Raw genomic sequence first — 18584 nt, forward strand, 5'->3', positions numbered from 1 at the left:
GTCCCAATCAGGTTGTCAAAGGCTCTTTTCACTTTGACAATCTGATTGGGATGTGGAACACTCCATGAATGGTTGTTGTGCAGAAAAAACTTAATCTTTTGGTGTCCGGAATCTTGACATAGATCCATTCATATCTAGGAATAATTAGTGCTATTAGCATTAAAATTGTAATCCCAATTAAGCTAGACAAGAACGTTGTTTTTATCACCTAATCACCCTTTCTCTTAATAAGTAAAGCGCTCGCTCGTTTGTTTAAGTACATTTTTTCACAGTTAATGTTTTTCATAAATATCAATTTGGTTATCAGTGGATGTGCTAATTTTCATAAAACCTTTTTTATTCCAAAAAGCTGCTGAGATTTCGCTTGTTATAATCTAAAAGAATGCCAGCCCAAACGTTGTCTAAGCGATTCGATTTCGATTTGTGCAACATGATGACCGTTTAATTTGCATTAGGTCCTCTTAAAATTAAAAGTGAAATAATACTTGCAATAGCCATCAATAAAGGAAAAAGTCCTAATTTATTCAATACCATCCCTCTCTATAATCAATTAATTAAATTTAACGCCTTTCTTATAATTTTCTTTAAAACGCAAACAAAACACTTCCTTATTAATTAATTGTTCGTTTCGTTTAAGTGAGATCCTCCACTATCTAATGATTTCTATAAATAAAGCATAACAAAAAATTTTGCGTAATTGGTTAATTCCTTCCGCGTAGTATGTGTCAACTACGAAAAAAGACGATTACATAATAAACTTAATTGTCTCCGAATATTTTCAACGGCATCGTTGTACTGAGTAGCAAATAATCTGTTGTTCTCTTTCGTTTACCTTCTTCCGATTAGCATCCCTTAGTGCAACAAACAGCGCTCACCACCATTAATGGAAAAATTGGTAACGATACCTATATAGATGAATATTTAAACCTATATAACCAAAAACTTTTGTTATAAACAATTACAGGAGTTGAAATAGTATGAATCGAAATCAATATATAGATAAAATTTTCGATAAGCATGAGGAGTTAAATACGATAGTACAATCCTATTGGAGTCAATACTCCCACATGGGTACGTGGCAATTTTGGGTGGTTTCTTCATTTTTAATTATTCCTTTAGTTATCCTTTTCTTCGCTGTAGATAGAAAGAGGATTTTTGAAGTGTTGTTTTTTGGATTTGTGGTGCATGTGTTATGGACGTATGCCGCACTGGCTCTAACCAACCTCGGTTATTTTGCTTATCACTATTATTCAGTACCATCACTTCCCGCTAGTTTAAATATGACAGTCTCCGTACTTCCGGTGAGTTTTTTATTATTATACCAATACTGCACAAATCATCAGAAGAATTTCTTTCTTTATTTATTGCTCTTATCTGCTGTCTTTGCATTCGGCTTTGCAAGTATAGAAATAAGGATGGAATTCCTTGAACTAAGAGGCGGAATGAGGCAATTGTACCTTTTTCTGAGCGATATTATAATCGGAGTCCTAGCGTATTTCCTAACTCAACTTCTTAAAAGATATAGAATAGAACATGATTAGACTATACTGAATTGGACAGAAAAATTAAGTCAAGTAGACTACAGATAACATAAGTCGAGGAGAATCTACGATGACTAAAAGAGAACGTCAAACATTTACTGAAGAATTTAAACAACAGATTGTGCAGCTTTATAACAGTGGTTAACTAAGGAAAGAGATTATTCGTGAATATGATCTTACTCCTTCACCTTTAGATAAATGGGAGAGTCAGACTTCCGGTTCTTTCAAGGAAAAGGACAACTTAACAAACGAACAAAGAGAATTAGCGGAATTAAGAAAGCAAAATAAGCAATTAGAAATGGAAAATGACATTTTAAAGCAAGCCGCGCTGATAATAAGATGAAAGTAAGTGTGATTAAGATACTCAACACACATACACGATATCAACAATGTGCAAAGTCCTACAACTCCCCATGATGCAATGGTATTGTTGCGCCCCCTACCGTTCAGGAAGGAATATTAGAATCCTCCTTTTTATGCGAGTAATACTTGTCACGAAAAGTTCGGGCGATCTTGCTCAAATATCGATTTTTCTTCCAAGCGATTTGAAAAGTTCGCGACAATAAGGTGCTTTAATGGAAATGAGTCGGATAGCTGTATTTTCTCTTTTGCCTCCTTAGACATAAGAAGCTCGTAATGAAATACTACTTTCCGACTCTTTTTCAACTAAAAACGACCCGACGCTTCTTACTCATGAAGTGAGTGAGATCCTCAGGTCGTTCTTCACCAGCAACGTTGTCTGATAAATCATACAACGGTTCGCTAATTACAAAAAAGCAGCCTAGTCGGCCGCTGCATCAATCATTTTGGTGGAGCATAGCGGGCTCGAACCGCTGACCTCTTCGCTGCCAGCGAAGCGCTCTCCCAGCTGAGCTAATGCCCCACATGATATTGGACATGATTAATTATATATGGATACAACACAACATGCAAACACTTTCCCTTTAAAAGAAGAAGTCCAGTAACCACCAGGCTACACCCGCAATCACACTAATGACGAGTGAGCTCATAACCATTTCCATCGTCACTTTTTTATGCTTCACAAAATCAAAAATAAACCAACCACAAAAAACCGCTAACGCAAAAATGATTGCTGTCAAACGCATCTCCCCCTCACGCCATCTATCTTATCAAAAAGATGATTGATCCGCTACTAAGATGGCTATACTGACAAAGGAATACAGAGGAGGATAGCGCGATGTTTGAGCTTATGAAGAAAGTCATTCGAATTCGGCAATCAATTATTTTCGCCGCCACCGGGGGCTTTTGTGTTACTAGTGCCTTTATTATTTATACTCTTGAACCTGAAACATTCCCAAATCCCTTTATTGGATTTTGGTGGGTAATGACAACCATCACTACAGTTGGATTCGGTGATTATGTTCCTAAAACCGTTGCAGGGCAAACATTTGGGATTTTTCTCTATGTAACTGGAATTGCCTTAATTGGTGTCATGATTGGGAAGATCGTCGAAGCATTTAGTACTTATCAAACGATGAAGGAGGAGGGTAAATTGGATTACAAAGGGAAGAAACACTTTGTTATCGTCGGTTGGTCCAGTAAAACATTCAAGACTATTGAAGAATTATTACTTATCAATAAAAGCAATATTGTCATCATTGATACAAAACAACAAGCACCTTGTAGCCACGCTCGTATCAGTTATATTCAAGGTGATCCTACCTCTCGTGAAACACTAGAACGTGCCAATATATTATATGCGACATCTGTTTGCATTTTTGCCTCTGATCCGATTCATAACAGTGTCGAAGCTGATGGCAAGACATTATTGATCGCTACTGCCATTGAACATTTTGCAAAAGAACGCAATCATCCAATTTACACCATTGCCGAAATCTTAAATGAAAAGCATATTCCAAACTTTAAACATGCCAACATTGATGAATATATTTTATCAAATGAAGTCTTTTCTGACCTTATGGCACAATCGGCGATTTACAACGGTTCAACGAAATTATTTATGCAGCTTCTTCACCGTAAGCAGGGTGATGATATTTGGGAAATTCCTAAAAAGCTAGATTGGCTTGTGTACGACGATGCCTTCTGTGCATTAAAAAAACTAGGGGCTACGTTAATTGCCGATCATGAAGATTTCAGTATTGTTCGTCGTCTTCAAGACCCTATTCCTGTCGATGCTAAGCTGTACATTATTTGCGACGAAACGACCTATCGAAAAATCATCAGCTAACCGTTGACGGACGTCAGATAAAGGAGTACATTAATTCATAGTTAATGACAATTTGATCTGGTAAAAGGAGAATGTAATGAAAAAACAATTTGCCGTCATTGGGCTTGGACGTTTTGGTAGCTCCGTTTGTAAGGAGCTATACCGTATGGGACATGAGGTATTGGCCATTGATACAAATGAGGATAAAGTGAATGAATTTACAAGCTTTTCAACTCATGCCGTTATTGCAGATGCGACCGATGAAAAAGTGTTAAAGAATCTCGGCGTGCGCAACTTTGAGCATGTTGTCGTAGCCATTGGTGATAATATTCAATCAAGTATTTTATGCACATTATTATTGAAGGAATTCGACGTCCCACAAGTTTGGGTGAAAGCTCAAAATAACTACCACCATAAGGTTTTAGAAAAAATTGGTGCCGATCAAATTATTCACCCTGAATATGATATGGGGATTCGTATTGCACAGCATTTGACATCAGAAAAGGTCATTGATTACATTGAACTTTCGGACGAATACAGCATTGTCGAGTTTTTCGCTACAGACAAAATTGCAGACCGTTCGATCATTGACCTTGACATTCGGGCGAAATACGGCTGTACGATATTAGCCATTAAACGTGGAGAGGATATTAACGTATCTCCTTATCCACATGACGTGATTTTAATCAATGATGTCCTGATATTAATCGGACACAAAAATGACCTGAAGAGATTTGAAGATCATGGCTTATGATTTTTATCAACTTTATGGAAGAAGTGATCCACACAAATTCTGTGTGGATCCTTCTTTTCATTAGGTCAAAATTGTCATCTCTAGTTCATCAATTAAGCTTTTTGCTACAGGAAAGTATTTTGGATCAATGTCACCATCTTTTTCAACGGGCTCGCTAAACTGATTGATCGCACTATTCAAATTGATCGTCACAAGACCATTAAAGACATCTGGGTTATCATCAAGACCTTGTTGATAGCGATGATTAAGAAGGTATGGTGTACCAAGTTCAACTGAAACACCACGTTGATCAAGGTCCCCATCAACCGCAGTAAAAGGTATCCTTAGAAAAGTATATCCTCCCTCTTCATCAATCTTATAATCTAAATAGCCATGATCATACTCCCAGCCACCACCGATTGAGTAGCCTAATGGTTTTAGTTTATCTTCTAACACCTTTAATTTTATTTGTGTTCCTTCAACTGGCGATTCAATCGCAAGCATCTCGATCATCCCTTCAACACGTCGTTAACAATAGTCTGTCCAATAAAGATGTAAGAATACACGATAGAAGCTGGGTCAAACGAGTTCCAGTTAAAAAATAACTTGTATGGTGAAGGAGGATTTACAAAAAAGCTGCTAGGGCTTGTCCCTAACAGCTTTCTTTCCTTATTTCAAACGTGCTTCTAGCTCAGCTTTTTCCTTTTCAAACCCTGGCTTGCCAAGTAGTGCAAACATGTTCTTTTTATACGCTTCTACACCTGGCTGATCGAACGGATTAACACCAAGTAAATAGCCACTAATTCCGCATGCTTTTTCAAAGAAATACACAAGATATCCGAAATAATATTCATTTAATTCAGGAACGTTGACAATCAGATTGGGAACTCCTCCATCTGTATGAGCAAGTAACGTCCCTTCAAACGCTTTTTTATTAACAAAGTCCATCGTTTGACCTGCTAAGTAATTTAACCCATCTAAGTCACTATCCGCTTTCTCAATAACGACTTCTTCTCGAGACTTTTCAACCGAAATGACCGTTTCAAATAAATCACGACGACCATCTTGTACGTATTGTCCCATTGAATGAAGATCTGTTGAGAAATCAACAGCAGCTGGGAAGATCCCTTTTCCATCTTTCCCTTCACTTTCACCGTACAATTGCTTCCACCATTCTGAAACAAAGTGTAGGGATGGCTCATAATTCACCATTAACTCAATCGTTTTCCCTTTATTATATAGGACATTTCGAACAGCTGCATATTGATAGGATTCGTTTTCAGCAAGGCTCGGATTATTGAAGTCTGCACTTGCATCAGCAGCACCTTGCATCATTTTCTCAATATCAAGCCCACTCACGGCAATTGGAAGTAATCCAACCGCTGTTAGAACGGAATAACGACCACCTACATCATCTGGAACAACAAATGATTCATAGCCTTCTTCGTTCGCTAACGTCTTAAGAGCACCCTTCTCGCTGTCTGTCGTTGCATAAATACGCTTACGAGCTTCTTCTACTCCATATTTCTTTTCTAAGTAATCACGGAAAATACGGAACGCAATAGCAGGCTCCGTTGTCGTCCCTGACTTTGAGATCACATTGACAGATACATCTTTGCCCTCAATAAGTGCTAATAGGTCCTTCATATATGTGGAGCTAATATTTTGACCGACAAAGAATACTTGTGGCGTCTGACGCTCTTCCTTCGTTTGAATGTTGTAGAACGAATGTTGCAACGCTTCTATCGCTGCACGAGCTCCTAAATAAGAGCCACCAATCCCGATAACAAGTAGAACGTCTGAATCTTGTTTAATTTTCTCTGCTGCCTTTTGAATACGAGCAAACTCTTCCTTATCGTATTCTGTTGGTAGGTTAATCCAACCTAAGTAATCGTTTCCTGCACCTGTCCCATTATGTAACTCTTCATGTGCTGCTTTTACTGCACCTTGTAAATAGTCAACTTCATGCTGATTAAAAAACGTTAAAGCTTTAGAATAGTCAAACTGTATTTTAGCCATTAATAAGCCTCCTTAATAGTTTCAATCACTATTCACTTTAGCGGAACGTTCGAAAAGAATCAAGAACATTTCTACTATTTCCCGATGAAAGTTGAGTTTATTTATCGGAATTGGAAAGAATGTCGTAAACCGGCTAAATAAAAAAGAGCTACCTTTATCTTATCCGCTATGGACACATCACGCGCTGAACCACATCACTACTTTCACAAATGATACTTCGGACAAAATCACCATCATTTTAACGTAAGAACCGACTTGCTTGAATGAATTAATCTCGTCATTTCTACGGTCGTAGTTGAATAATCGCTCTTTCGCCTTATCCTTTCCAAGCTTTGTTGTCTCTCTTCTTCTACCTACACCCCAATTTCGTGATGCTTTAAGATACGAAGTTAATTCGTGATGTAAACGCTCGTCGTAGCTTGACCAATTTCTCAATACTGAAAAGCTTTTGATTACTTTAAGCAAAAATATATCTTGCAGAGTGGCACTTCCCAGTCCATCAAAAAAATGCCCTGAGGGCGCTTTTTAGCAATTATTTTAAAGAGGACATTACTTATTATCCGGAGTATACGTGCCTTTGTCCCGAATTTCCTTTCTTAGACTAGCACTATGCATAAGCCTCAAAACGGGTCTAACAACTAAAAAAGTACTCCCAGCGAGATAAAAAATGAGGCCGATCTTTTCCATCTTATCAAAAAAATTAAGAATACTCCCAATAACAAACAAAACTCCAATTAATAAATCATTAATCGTAGAAATAACTCTGTATCTCTTATCAAAATAAATTCGTACCCGGCCCATCTTCACGTCCAAATACTCTTCATCATTCTTAATCTTTGCGATCTTATTCTTCATAAATACCTCCTTGATGCAAAACTCCTCGAATAATTTTACCCCATATCCTAGAAGATTAAACCGTCCCTGCTGTTGCCGGCACTGAGTTGGAAAGGTTCAATTTTATCGCAATGGCAGACAGAATAAATAAAAGGGTAGGCTTATTTTATTCACTTTTAAAAATATTCGTGTTTATTCAGAAAATTAGAGTGGTATGAGAGTGAATGAGCCAGATATAGCTAATGAAGGAGATATCTGATATCTAGATAATGGGAGTGTTTGAAGAATGGAAGACTTTTACCCTTCAAGAATAAGCGAGAAACCGCAAATCAAGAAGCGTAAAGATCCTGTAATTCATACCGACCGAAAGAATGATGACGAGGCTCCACTCACGAAAGATCAACTTGATTTCTATGAGGAGAATGGTTTTTTACAAATTAAAAACCTCTTCTCGGATGAGGAAATGGCGACTATGCAAAAAGGGATCTTCGAATTACAGGAATCAAAGAGTGGCGTACAGTCCGAGAAAGTGATTCGAGAGCCTAATAGCAATGAAATTCGATCAATTTTCGCAGTGGATCAAGATAGCGAATACTTCAAGAAAATTGCGGCTGATCAGCGCTTGCTTGATATTGTCAATCATCTCCTTGGAAGTGACGTCTATGTCCATCAATCCCGAATAAATTATAAGCCAGGATTTTCAGGTAAGGAGTTTAATTGGCATTCGGATTTTGAGACGTGGCATACAGAAGATGGGATGCCTAGAATGCGCGCCTTAAGCATGTCAATTGCCCTATCAGATAATTATGTACACAACGGACCACTGATGCTCGTACCAGGTTCTCATAAATATTATGTGAGTTGCGTCGGCGCAACACCTGAAGACAATTACAAAGAATCACTGAAAGCACAAAAAGTCGGTGTTCCAGATAATGATAGCTTGACATGGTTATTCGACCAAGGTGGTAACCTTTCTGTTGCAACTGGAAAAGCAGGAACCATTACTATTTTTGAATCGAATACAATGCACGCTTCCACAAGCAATATGACCCCATACCCACGTAATAATTTGTTCATGGTGTACAACAGTGTCGAAAATAAACTCGTTGAACCATTTGCAGGTGCAGGAGAACGACCAGAATACATCGCTGTTCGCAAAACAAGCGAACCACTCGGAAAAGAAAAAACACATAAGTAAAAATGAAGAATTCATTCATAAGAAAAGACCATTCAGTCTGAGCTGAATGGCTTTTCTATGTTTTTTATTTCAACAACCCTACCATTTTCAAGCCATGCACAATGCCACCTTCATCCACTGCTTATGTCACATATTTAGCTACTTCTTTCGTTTCTTCATGAGTGTTGCCCATCGCAACACCATGTGCAACAGTTGAGAGCATTTCAATATCATTTAACCCCTCACCAAAAGCATAGACATTTTTTGGTTTGATGTTTCAATGTAGCAATCATCTTCTCAGTGCCTTTTGACTTTGATCCACCTTTAGGCAAACATCGACTGATAGTGGATGCCATCAGATGATTATGAAATATAAATCGTGCCACCTCTCATTCCTTCTTATCGCTGAACAAGATAAGACTTGTAAATGAAAATGACTTATGAGGGTGCTGAAGAAGTTTGGTTTTTAACTTTTTTGGTAACCTTTAAGCACCGAGCGCAACCGTTGCCTATTTTGAAAAGCTTGATACGAATGGGATTTCTCGAATCAGCGAGCAACAAGTGAAGCCATCGCTAGTCAATTCAAAGGCATTGAAAAAGTACAAATCAACTTTTTCAATGGTCTCTGTCTTATCCTTTTGTATAATTTACTTAAAAGCTAGTCATTCTATACAGTAAGGCATAACTGAATGGTTGTGTCCACTTTACCCATTAATGGAGGTGAATAATATGAGCGGTATTCAACGTACAGCATTAACGCTAGCGATTATCGGGGCAATTAACTGGGGGCTTATCGGCTTCTTTCGTTTCGATTTAGTCGCTGCAATCTTTGGCGGTCAAGCAGCTGCTTTCTCTCGTGTCATTTACGCTATTGTCGGACTAGCTGGCTTATATTGTATCTCTATTCTATTCAAGCCCGATGAAGAGCTTGAACGAGTCCCGGAAACACAAAAATAAGGATAGTGAGTTGCTATCATTTTTCCTTATGAGCGGTACGTGAGATAGAGTCATGAAAATCAAACGACCGCTCATTTCCACCTGACACATTTAATAAAAAGAAAAAGAGGCTGGGACAAGATCCGGCCTCTTTTTCTTGTATTATTTCTTCGCACGCTTATTTAAATCAGCTTGAATTTCATTTGACTGCTTTAACCACTCTTTTAACTTATCCTCAAGCGTGTTGAAGCCTTGTTGTTGCGTTTTTTGCTGCTGTTGTGGTTTACGATTGTTTTGTGGACGAGGCTTACTTGCTGGACGTTCAGGCGCTTCTTGTGTAGCGCGGATCGAAAGCGAAATTTTACCAGAATCCTCCTCAACATTCATAATTTTAACTTGAACCTCATCTCCCACTTTAAGAACATCGTTAATATCCTTAACAAATCCATGAGCGACTTCAGAAATATGAACTAACCCTTGCTTCTTTTCATCGAGGGCAACAAACGCACCGAAAGGCTTAATACCTGTTACCTTTCCCTCAACGATACTACCAACTTCATAATTTGACATACATATACATCTCCTAAATAATTTTTAACCTTTTAATATTAACATAAGACTACTATTTAAGTAAAGGAGATCTATACACACTTCACATCCAGTTCATGGAATAGTCTACTACTTTTTTGTTAAATGACCATGTGTTAATACAACTTCGGAAAAGTTAATTTTTAATTGTTTTTGATATTTTTCAATCTTATACTCGTCTCTTCGATCAAGCAAAGTAATGACTGTCCCTGTTTTCCCCATTCTCCCTGTTCGCCCAGAACGATGCACATATTGATCAGGGGTAGCCGCAACATCAAACTGAATGATATGTGTGATATCATCAATGTCCAGCCCTCGAGCAGCAATATCTGTTGCGACAAGTAGGTCAATATCCCCATTTCGCAATTGCCTCATTGCTTGTTCTCGTTCCTGTTTACTGTGATCAGAAGATAGTGCCTGTACTCGTAAACCTTTATAGACTAACTTTTCAGCTACTTCATGTAGCTTTTCCAATTGGTTAACAAAGACAATCCCTCTCTTAATGGTTTCCGCATGAACAAGCTTTCTCGTCACATCGACTTTGTCACGTTGCTCGACACGCAGCACACAATGTTCTACTTTCTCTACTTCTACTAAACCTCCTTCAGCTTCTAGCTCAACGATAAATGGCGCTACCTGTCTCATCTGCTCCGTAATTCCATCTGGAATGGTAGCCGATACACTCAAGTACTGAATGTCGCGACCAGCACGCTTGGCAATTTCCATCGTAGCTCCCCAAGACGATTGTTCTCCCATCATTCGATCAGCTTCATCAATCACCACCACTTGTAAATCAGCTACTTTTAGTTTTTTCATTTGGATAAGGTCAAGTAGTCGACCTGGGGTCCCAACCGCAAGCTGCGGCTTCTGTTTTTTTAATTTTTCAACTTGCCTTTTTATGTTCGCTCCACCAATAAAAGCACCAATATGTACCGGATCCTTTTCGGTTATTTTTTTGGCCACATCAACAACCTGCATCGCAAGTTCTTGAGTAGGTGTTAGAATAAGCACCTGTAACCGCTGTACTTGCTTATCAATCTTATTCAAAGCTGGTAATAAGTAAGCAAGCGTCTTTCCTGTTCCTGTTTGTGATCGAGCAATAATACTCTGACCCTCTAATGCTTCAGGAATCATCTTTTTTTGAATATCAGTAGGCTCTGTAATATGTAATTCCTTTAAAACAGAAACAAACGATTCGTTTAATTGTTCAAATGTAAAGCTCATTATTTTACCCCTCTTTTCTAAACACGCCAATCATTAGTATGACCGATCCTTGTCACTTTCACCCATAAAAGGGAAAACTCACTAAATCAATTAAGAATATTCTTCTCCGAACATAATTTCAGGGATGTCTTAAAAGATCACATACGCACCTTTTAAAACACCCCCTTTTTACTAACTCACTTCAACCGTTGTAACAAAACATCTATTCGTTCAATCGCTTGCTCTAAATGGTCCATTGACGTCGCATATGAACAACGAATATGCCCTTCTCCACCTTGCCCAAAAACTGAACCAGGAACGACCGCTACACGTTCTTCCATTAATAGCTTTTCAGCAAATGCTTCTGAGTTCAAACCTGTTTTTTCAATTGAAGGAAATGCATAAAAAGCTCCTTCTGGTCGGTGACAGATCAAACCAATTTCTGCAAAGGATTTCACGACAAAATTTCGTCTTTGCTTATACGATTGCTTCATCCGTTCCACTTCATCTAATCCTTGTCGAAGCGCCTCTAGAGCACCAAATTGCGCCATAGTAGGTGCACACATTAAGCTGTATTGATGAATCTTCAGCATAGCGGCTAATAAATCAGGTGGCGCTAACACAAACCCCAATCGCCAGCCAGTCATTGCAAATGCTTTGGAAAAACCTTGAATGAGTATCGTTCGATTTTTCATCCCTGGTAAGGCTGCAAAGCTAACATGCTTATGATCATACGTTAATTCCGCATAAATTTCATCAGAAAACACAATAAGATCATGTCGTTCAATCACTTTAACAAGCTCGTTAAGCTCTTCACGGTTTAACGTTGAACCCGTCGGATTATTCGGAAAACAGAGCATAACTGCCTTCGTTTTATCGGTAATTGCTTCTTCAATTGCTAATGCCGTTACTTTAAAATCATGTTCAATCGACGTCCCCACTGAAACGGGTACTCCTCCTGCCAGTTCAACAAGTGGTGCATAAGAAACGAAGCTTGGCTCAACGACGATCACTTCGTCTCCCACATTAAGGATTGCCCGCATTCCAATGTCAATTCCTTCACTTGCTCCTACAGTTACGAGCACTTCTGTTTCAGGATCATACTGAACCGAAAACCGATCTTCCATATAATATGAGATCTCTTGTCTCAATTCCATTAAGCCTGCATTAGCCGAGTAAGCAGTGAAACCACGTTCCAACGATGAAATGCTTGCCTCACGTGTATTCCATGGTGTAATAAAGTCAGGCTCCCCAACACCAAGTGAGATAATATTATCCATCTTTGATGCCAAATCAAAGAATCGACGAATGCCAGACGGTTTAATCGCTTGAACACGCTTAGACAAACGACTGTTTTGTTTTGTATGTGAAGGAATCATGGCGTCACCACAATCCGACGATCTTCTTCTCCTTGTTCAAAAACAACACCGTCATGTTTATATTTTTTCAATTGGAAATGAGTCGTTGTTGAAATAACGGAATCAATCGTCGACAGCTTATCTGAAACGAAACGGGACGTTTCTTGCATCGTATTTCCTTCAATGACAACCGATAAATCATAAGCACCAGACATTAAATAAACAGCCTTCACCTCTGGAAAACGATAAATACGTTCCGCAACTTGATCAAAACCTACACCACGCTGCGGAGTAACCTTCACATCGATTACAGCGGTTACGCCTTCGCGCTTTTGTATTTTACTCCAATCAATCACAGCCGAATAACTAAGAATGACCTTCTCTTCTTCCAACTGCTTTAAAACGACCTCTGCTTGCTCTTCTGTTATATCTACCATTTTCGCTAACATGGCAACGGGAATGCGTCCGTTACTCTCTATTATTTGTAATATTTCAATTCGTTTCTCGTCCATGTCCATCTTCCTAGCCCCTTCCTTACAAAAAACATGTATGGTATCTCAGTATTTTGTTTATCATAACATATCATCCCTTTGATACGAATAGCTTTTTCCTCCTATAACTAAATTTCTTTATCTTATTATAGAACAGAAGGGAACGTTTAAAGCCTATGTACAGTAAAAAGAAACAAGCACTACTGATCATTGATATGATAAATGATTTCGAATTTAAGCACGGAGAACAGCTCATCCCATACGCAATGAGAGCGGCACATACGATTAAATCCATGAAGGAACAACTTAAGAGCGAACGAATACCCATCATTTATGTAAATGATAATTACGGGAGGTGGCAGTCTGATTTCCGTCATATCGTTTCTCATTGTGCAGAACAGCCAGTAAGAGGACAACCAATAGCTAAACTTCTTCAACCTGAGCAGGATGACTACTTCATTTTGAAACCACAATATTCAGGGTTCTTTTGTACACCGCTTCACTTATTACTTGATCACTTAAGTATTCAATCACTTATCCTAACAGGGGTCTCTGCAGACATGTGTGTTCAATTTACGGCTAATGACGGCTATATGCGCGGATATGACCTGCATATCCCTGCTGATGCAGTCGCTTCACAAACGAATAGTCGAAATGACCATGCTCTTGAGCTCATGAAACATGTCTTAAAAGCTGACATTAGTCAATGGTCATCCTCATACACTTCTAAATAGAGAAGGGCACCTAAGTTTACCTGCTACCTTTTCAGTTTTCAGCCTAATAAAGAAAGGTGAATCCCTGGACGGATTCACCTTATTACTACTTATTACGCAAACACTTCTCTTAGCGACGCTTTATCATGCTGTAACCAATAATTCATTAACCGTTTTGCCCCTTCTAAATCATGGAGCTTGGCTTGTCCACACTGCTTTTCCGTTGCAGCAGGGACCTCTGTCAGCTCAAGTGAAAAGTTCATCGTTTCTTCCAAAATATCAATGAGCTCATCAACCGTTGGCTTCCCACTCATAATTAAGTAAAACCCTGTCTGACAGCCCATTGGTGACAAATCAATCACCTCAAAATGCTCATATTTCTCAGAGAATCGACGAATATTCAAGGCAAGTAAATGCTCCATTGTATGAATAACATCAGGCTTCATCGCTTGTTTATTCGGCTGAAAAAAACGAATGTCAAACTTGTTTACTTCTCCATCAGATCCTACTGGGATCGTTCCACACGGCCTGACAAATGGCGCTTTTACAATTGTGTGATCAAGTTCAAAGCTTTCAACTGTTGGCATGAGAATACCTCCTCCTCTTTGTCTCCATCGTAACATAGCAACGCTATTTCTAAAATGATTAAGACATTTTCCCAAATACTTCTTTGTCTATATTATGCTCATTCGAAAATTCGAGCATCTCCTCAGACAATCCAGCTGGCTCAAAGCGCTTTAATTTAATTCGGAAGCCTTTCTTTGGATGAATGACGATAAGTGTACGCTTTGCAAATTTTATAAAAGAAATTTTCTTGATATCTGTTACTTGAAGCTCCCGTGTCCCAATAACCTTTCGTATAATGAGCGTTCGATACAATAAGCGGTCTTCCTTCACCTCAAACTCATAAGAAATTGTTAAAAAGGCTAGAAACAGGATAATACTAGCATATGCGATATATTGAAACCCATTGTCTAAAACAGAGCCATACATTAATGCTAATACAATCCAAGCAATCCAAATAAATGGTGATTCTTTAGCTTTATACATACTTTTTTCACTCCTCCCACCTCCCTATTATACATAAGTTTGAGCGAAGGAAAAGAAGGGGATATAACAGGCAGTACTTTCCATTCTTTTTCAACTATTTTATGCTAAGTAGTAGATACGATCTTTACAGAAACGGATTCACTATTAGTAAGGAAGGAGAAACGAATTTGAACAAGTCACATTTTACGAAGAAACTCATGCATCGCCTTAAATCAGATCCTATTCTTGATTGGGCTGCAACTTTGGCTTACTATTTTATGCTTTCAATCTTTCCATTGCTTATTTTTATTCTTGCACTTGTTCCATACTTTCAATTTGACACAGATGGCTTACAACATTTTATTACCGACTATGTTCCAAACGAATTGGCTGATATCCTTTTTACGACCATTTTTGAAGTAGTCAGCGAACCACAAGGCGGTCTGCTTTCATTTGGGATCCTTGCTACTATTTGGTCTGCATCAAATGGAATTAATGCCCTTATTCGAGCAGTAAACAGATCCTATGATGTAGAGGAAACTCGAAATTTCTTACAGCTTCGCCTACTTTCTATTGGCTTAACGATATCGATGATCTTTGTTATTGTTATCACTCTGTTATTACCTGTTTTCGGAAACTTGATCATTACAACATTGGATCGTTTCTTCTTTCTTCCTGATGAAACGACAACGGTATTGAAAATGCTACGTTGGATTATTGGAATTTCATTAATGTCCTTTCTTCTCATGATCATCTATCGATTAGCACCAAATGTGAAGTTAACTTTTTCGCAAGTATTAATAGGATCCTTTGTAGCAACAATTGGCTGGCAGTTTATTTCAATTGCATTTTCAACTTACATTAGTCAATTTGGCAATTTCTCAGCTACGTATGGGAGTCTTGGTGGAGTCATTGTTCTTATGCTATGGTTCTTTTTATCTGGTATCATTCTTGTTGTGGGCGGGCAAGTGAATGCTGTCTTATATGAATTGCACAGAACAAAGAGAATTTAACAAAAAAGCTAGTAAATTTCATATTAAACGTATAAAACAAGAGAAAGTGGTCATGATGGTAGCAGGAAAGTAGCAATAATCATTGAAAATAAGGAGATGAAAGACAATGAATAAAACTGAACTCGTACAAGCTGTAGCTGAGCGTTCACAAATATCAAAGAAGGATGCAAACACCGCAGTTAACTCTGTTTTTGAGGTCATTTCAGAAACGTTATCTTCAGGTGAAACGGTTCAATTAATCGGATTTGGTAATTTTGAAGTTCGAGAGAGAGCGGCAAGAAAAGGGCGTAATCCGCAAACTGGTGAGGAAATTGACATTTCAGCGACGAAAACCCCTGCCTTCAAAGCTGGCAAACAGTTGAAAGAAGCCGTTAAGTAAACGAAAGAAGTTGATCCTGCTTAAGCAAGATCAACTTCTTTTCTAGTTGTTATTCATTCTCTACAATTTGTTCAGGTAAATCACGAGTCACGTACGTTCCGGCAATAAAGTCGTGAATACTACGCTTATCTTGACGGAATGCGACCATTAGACCACTAATAATAAATAACAGCCCAATTGATACAACGTAAAGAACTCCAGCAACGACTGTTCGTAAAATCATCGCTCCAATCCCCAATTTCGAGCCATCTAATTTCACAATACGAACACCACAAATACGTTTACCAACTGTAAAACCAAACCAAACGACTGGAAGTACTAGCATATATGCAAGGTTTCCAATTCCTAAAATCGTATCTTGTAAAGATTGTTCTTGAGTATAAATAATGATATCCTCAAGATTAAATATCACTACATCTGCACCAGGTAAAGGTATAAGTAAAAAGATAACGAAAAATACAATGTTAAGAAAGATACCGTCAAGAATACTCGCACCTACGCGAATCCAAAATCCTGCTGGGTTTTGTGCCATTCTATAAACCTCCTATATTATCAAACTGTTCTTATTATACAAATTAATGGAATTGAATGCCACCATTTTTGTAAAATCAATTGTTAACCTAATAAATAATAAGGTTGACAATTGATCTTTTCCATTTTATTCTACTATAGAGCACAGACAAGGAGGTGATTATAATCAAACAGACATTTCAAACAAGACAAATTGTATACATCGCTTTATTCGCTGCATTAATGACCATCGGTGCAAATGTCACATCTTTTCTCGTTATAGGTTCTGTGCCGATTACTTTGCAACCGTTTTTTGCGATGTTGGCAGGAGCATTACTAGGAAAACGACTAGGATCTATTTCCATGATTGTTTACATTGCCGTAGGATTAGTTGGTTTTCCCGTGTTTGCACAATTTAGAGGTGGATTTTCTACCTTTGTCAGTCCAACCTTTGGTTTTTTGCTATCATTTATTATTTTAGCGTTTGTAGCTGGATGGATCATCGAGAAGAGCAAAGAGAAGAAAATTGCAACATTTTTCATCGCGTGCTTTGCTGGTCTATTAATCAATTATTTACTTGGAACAAATTATATGTACGCTAATTTAAATTTGTTAGCAGATGGAGAAGCGGTCAGCTATGGGACCGTTTGGGCTTGGATGGCAGCCCCCTTTGTAAAGGACTTTATCTTTACTTGCTTTGCCGCTATATTAGCAAAGCGAGTTTACCATATGGTTCAATTATCAAATCCAACAAGTCGATCAAAAGCTGCTTAAAGCCCTTGAATTGGATACATGGCAACGAAGAAGACGTTACATAAGCATAAAAGCTTGAGTGAAGAGAGCTTTCCCTTCATCCAAGCTTTTACTTATCAGTATGCTTACGCTTCTTCCACATTCTAATCTGAACTCATGATCGATTTCAGTTCTCCTAATTCAATAATGAACTTGCTTCAATTGAAAAGGACGAAATGAAATACTCCTCACCTTCACGTTCCATATCAACATGAACCGTTAAGTAATCAATTGCAGGGTAGCCTAGCATACCAAAATGGTGCTGACCGTATGGACTATTTTCATCAAAATATAGGACTGGTGCATTCTCCGCTATCACTCTTGCTTTGTTTCCTTCTATTGATATGTTCAAATCCTCCTCGAGAATCATTCTAATCCCGGGATTAAATACAGTGCTTCGCAGAGTTGGGTAGTATTCAGCTTGAGTTCTCTCATTTAAATATTCCTGGAGCTCATCATTGTACACATATTTCCCATCTTTAAATTCATACAATTCTCCTAAAAGCTGGTTCTTTCCTTCGTCAGTCATTAATGGCTCCAATACCTCATTTATATCATTTTCTGTATGGAAATTCTCATTAAGGAACACTCCATCTTCCTTACTATGATAGCTAAAAAGGACTCTTATTTGCTCAAAGAATTGATCAAATTGTTTAATGATAACCTCTTCCTCCATGGAATTTGTTTGGCACCCAAATAATACTAAGCTGATCAATAGATATAAACATACTCTTCCTTTTTTCATTACATTCATTCCTTTAATTTCTCTCTTTATATAAACGAATGAAAGAATCATATAGTTTCATAATTTTTAAAAATAACTGCGCAGTATTTTCTTAAAATCGTTACGCGGAAACATTACAACATTTTCAAGCTTTTATGAAAATGAGGCTCTTTCATAAAAACGTGGAACGAGCGTGGCGAGCATCCCTCGCGAATCTACCTACATCTTCTTCATTACTGTCCATGTGTGAGGCAAAAGGAGCTCACACATGGGAATCCCCATTCCTCTAAATCGAGAAAAAGCCTCTTTCCAAGAGGAAAAAGGAATCCTCATTCCGCTAGTGGAGTAAATAAGGC

Annotated in this window: 24 protein-coding genes, 1 tRNA gene and 1 pseudogene; 10 read left to right on the forward strand and 16 right to left on the reverse strand. The window is 38.2% G+C overall.

All coding sequences use genetic code 11. From position 1 onward, the window contains the following. The first annotated feature begins 977 nt into the window (after positions 1 to 977). Entirely contained in the window at positions 978 to 1541 is a 564-nt protein-coding gene (locus MW695_RS15160; protein WP_247106183.1) for a CBO0543 family protein, read from the forward strand. 70 nt (positions 1542 to 1611) lie between these two features. Continuing rightward, positions 1612 to 1969, forward strand: a pseudogene (locus MW695_RS15165) (transposase); the annotation flags it as partial. A 64-nt stretch (positions 1970 to 2033) separates the two neighbouring features. Here MW695_RS15165 and MW695_RS22725 read toward each other — a convergent pair. The 3 genes from MW695_RS22725 to MW695_RS15175 all read right to left on the reverse strand — a co-directional run bounded on the left by MW695_RS22725 (position 2034) and on the right by MW695_RS15175 (position 2641). Beyond that, a complete protein-coding gene (locus MW695_RS22725) occupies positions 2034 to 2165 on the reverse strand; it encodes a hypothetical protein (protein ID WP_260505918.1) in 132 nt (43 codons plus the stop codon). 183 nt (positions 2166 to 2348) lie between these two features. Beyond that, positions 2349 to 2424 (reverse strand) — tRNA-Ala (locus MW695_RS15170). Positions 2425 to 2485: 61 nt separating this feature from the next. Continuing rightward, positions 2486 to 2641 carry a hypothetical protein gene (locus tag MW695_RS15175; protein WP_247106312.1) on the reverse strand — a complete coding sequence of 52 codons (156 nt, stop codon included), beginning with the start codon at positions 2639 to 2641 and terminating at the stop codon, positions 2486 to 2488. A 98-nt stretch (positions 2642 to 2739) separates the two neighbouring features. Between MW695_RS15175 and MW695_RS15180 the strand changes: the two genes are divergently transcribed. Next, positions 2740 to 3750 carry an ion channel gene (locus MW695_RS15180; protein WP_247106184.1) on the forward strand — a complete coding sequence of 337 codons (1011 nt, stop codon included), beginning with the start codon at positions 2740 to 2742 and terminating at the stop codon, positions 3748 to 3750. Positions 3751 to 3826: 76 nt separating this feature from the next. Beyond that, positions 3827 to 4483, forward strand: coding sequence for a potassium channel family protein (locus MW695_RS15185; RefSeq protein WP_247106185.1), 657 nt, complete (start codon positions 3827 to 3829; stop codon positions 4481 to 4483). A 60-nt stretch (positions 4484 to 4543) separates the two neighbouring features. Here MW695_RS15185 and MW695_RS15190 read toward each other — a convergent pair whose 3' ends face one another. From MW695_RS15190 to MW695_RS15205, 4 genes are all read right to left on the reverse strand, one after another. Further along, positions 4544 to 4966: a YugN-like family protein gene (locus MW695_RS15190; protein WP_247106186.1), complete on the reverse strand. Its 423-nt coding sequence runs from the start codon at positions 4964 to 4966 to the stop codon at positions 4544 to 4546. 165 nt (positions 4967 to 5131) lie between these two features. Continuing rightward, on the reverse strand, positions 5132 to 6481 hold the full coding sequence (locus MW695_RS15195) for a glucose-6-phosphate isomerase (RefSeq protein WP_247106187.1): 1350 nt from the start codon (positions 6479 to 6481) through the stop codon (positions 5132 to 5134). 177 nt (positions 6482 to 6658) lie between these two features. Continuing rightward, positions 6659 to 6946, reverse strand: a complete 288-nt coding sequence (locus MW695_RS15200) for a hypothetical protein (protein WP_247106188.1) — start codon at positions 6944 to 6946, stop codon at positions 6659 to 6661. A gap of 84 nt (positions 6947 to 7030) precedes the next feature. Beyond that, positions 7031 to 7336 carry a YrhK family protein gene (locus tag MW695_RS15205; protein WP_247106189.1) on the reverse strand — a complete coding sequence of 102 codons (306 nt, stop codon included), beginning with the start codon at positions 7334 to 7336 and terminating at the stop codon, positions 7031 to 7033. 265 nt (positions 7337 to 7601) lie between these two features. Here MW695_RS15205 and thpD point away from each other — a divergent pair, with 265 nt between their 5' ends. Continuing rightward, positions 7602 to 8513 carry an ectoine hydroxylase gene (thpD, locus tag MW695_RS15210; RefSeq protein ID WP_247106190.1) on the forward strand — a complete coding sequence of 304 codons (912 nt, stop codon included), beginning with the start codon at positions 7602 to 7604 and terminating at the stop codon, positions 8511 to 8513. Between the two features lie 121 nt (positions 8514 to 8634). Here the strand turns inward: thpD and MW695_RS15215 are convergent, their stop codons facing one another. After that, entirely contained in the window at positions 8635 to 8766 is a 132-nt protein-coding gene (locus MW695_RS15215; protein ID WP_483299863.1) for an HAD hydrolase family protein, read from the reverse strand. Positions 8767 to 9221: 455 nt separating this feature from the next. Here MW695_RS15215 and MW695_RS15220 point away from each other — a divergent pair, with 455 nt between their 5' ends. Next, the gene (locus MW695_RS15220) at positions 9222 to 9449 is read left to right on the forward strand and encodes a DUF378 domain-containing protein (protein ID WP_035342891.1); all 228 of its coding nucleotides are present in this window, start codon (positions 9222 to 9224) and stop codon (positions 9447 to 9449) included. 141 nt (positions 9450 to 9590) lie between these two features. Here MW695_RS15220 and yugI read toward each other — a convergent pair whose 3' ends face one another. The 4 genes from yugI to MW695_RS15240 form a co-directional block, all read right to left on the reverse strand. Beyond that, positions 9591 to 9998: a S1 domain-containing post-transcriptional regulator GSP13 gene (gene yugI / locus MW695_RS15225; RefSeq protein WP_035342889.1), complete on the reverse strand. Its 408-nt coding sequence runs from the start codon at positions 9996 to 9998 to the stop codon at positions 9591 to 9593. 108 nt (positions 9999 to 10106) lie between these two features. Next, positions 10107 to 11240, reverse strand: coding sequence for a DEAD/DEAH box helicase (locus MW695_RS15230; RefSeq protein WP_247106191.1), 1134 nt, complete (start codon positions 11238 to 11240; stop codon positions 10107 to 10109). Positions 11241 to 11416: 176 nt separating this feature from the next. After that, positions 11417 to 12595, reverse strand: a complete 1179-nt coding sequence (locus MW695_RS15235) for an aminotransferase (protein WP_483299864.1) — start codon at positions 12593 to 12595, stop codon at positions 11417 to 11419. Beyond that, complete coding sequence (locus MW695_RS15240) at positions 12595 to 13095, reverse strand: Lrp/AsnC family transcriptional regulator (protein ID WP_247106193.1); 501 nt, start codon at positions 13093 to 13095, stop codon at positions 12595 to 12597. Before MW695_RS15240 ends, MW695_RS15235 begins: the two co-directional genes overlap by 1 nt. A 149-nt stretch (positions 13096 to 13244) precedes the next feature. Here MW695_RS15240 and MW695_RS15245 point away from each other — a divergent pair, with 149 nt between their 5' ends. After that, entirely contained in the window at positions 13245 to 13802 is a 558-nt protein-coding gene (locus MW695_RS15245; RefSeq protein ID WP_247106194.1) for a cysteine hydrolase family protein, read from the forward strand. 92 nt (positions 13803 to 13894) lie between these two features. Here MW695_RS15245 and MW695_RS15250 read toward each other — a convergent pair whose 3' ends face one another. Beyond that, positions 13895 to 14368, reverse strand: a complete 474-nt coding sequence (locus MW695_RS15250) for an S-ribosylhomocysteine lyase (protein WP_247106195.1) — start codon at positions 14366 to 14368, stop codon at positions 13895 to 13897. A 58-nt stretch (positions 14369 to 14426) separates the two neighbouring features. After that, the gene (locus MW695_RS15255) at positions 14427 to 14831 is read right to left on the reverse strand and encodes a hypothetical protein (protein WP_247106196.1); all 405 of its coding nucleotides are present in this window, start codon (positions 14829 to 14831) and stop codon (positions 14427 to 14429) included. Positions 14832 to 14998: 167 nt separating this feature from the next. Here MW695_RS15255 and MW695_RS15260 point away from each other — a divergent pair, with 167 nt between their 5' ends. Both MW695_RS15260 and MW695_RS15265 read left to right on the forward strand, forming a co-directional pair. Further along, on the forward strand, positions 14999 to 15823 hold the full coding sequence (locus tag MW695_RS15260) for a YihY/virulence factor BrkB family protein (protein WP_247106197.1): 825 nt from the start codon (positions 14999 to 15001) through the stop codon (positions 15821 to 15823). A gap of 106 nt (positions 15824 to 15929) precedes the next feature. Further along, on the forward strand, positions 15930 to 16202 hold the full coding sequence (locus tag MW695_RS15265) for an HU family DNA-binding protein (RefSeq protein WP_247106198.1): 273 nt from the start codon (positions 15930 to 15932) through the stop codon (positions 16200 to 16202). Positions 16203 to 16251: 49 nt separating this feature from the next. Here MW695_RS15265 and MW695_RS15270 read toward each other — a convergent pair whose 3' ends face one another. Continuing rightward, positions 16252 to 16734, reverse strand: coding sequence for an RDD family protein (locus MW695_RS15270; protein WP_247106199.1), 483 nt, complete (start codon positions 16732 to 16734; stop codon positions 16252 to 16254). A 161-nt stretch (positions 16735 to 16895) separates the two neighbouring features. Here MW695_RS15270 and MW695_RS15275 point away from each other — a divergent pair, with 161 nt between their 5' ends. Further along, positions 16896 to 17486, forward strand: a complete 591-nt coding sequence (locus tag MW695_RS15275; protein ID WP_483299865.1) for a biotin transporter BioY — start codon at positions 16896 to 16898, stop codon at positions 17484 to 17486. A gap of 154 nt (positions 17487 to 17640) precedes the next feature. On the opposite strand, the gene MW695_RS15280 is transcribed toward MW695_RS15275, so the two are convergent. Continuing rightward, positions 17641 to 18249, reverse strand: a complete 609-nt coding sequence (locus tag MW695_RS15280; protein WP_247106201.1) for a hypothetical protein — start codon at positions 18247 to 18249, stop codon at positions 17641 to 17643. Positions 18250 to 18584: the final 335 nt, after the last annotated feature.

It is taken from the genome of Halalkalibacter sp. APA_J-10(15), from assembly GCF_023017105.1.
Lineage (GTDB): Bacteria > Bacillota > Bacilli > Bacillales > Bacillaceae_D > Halalkalibacter.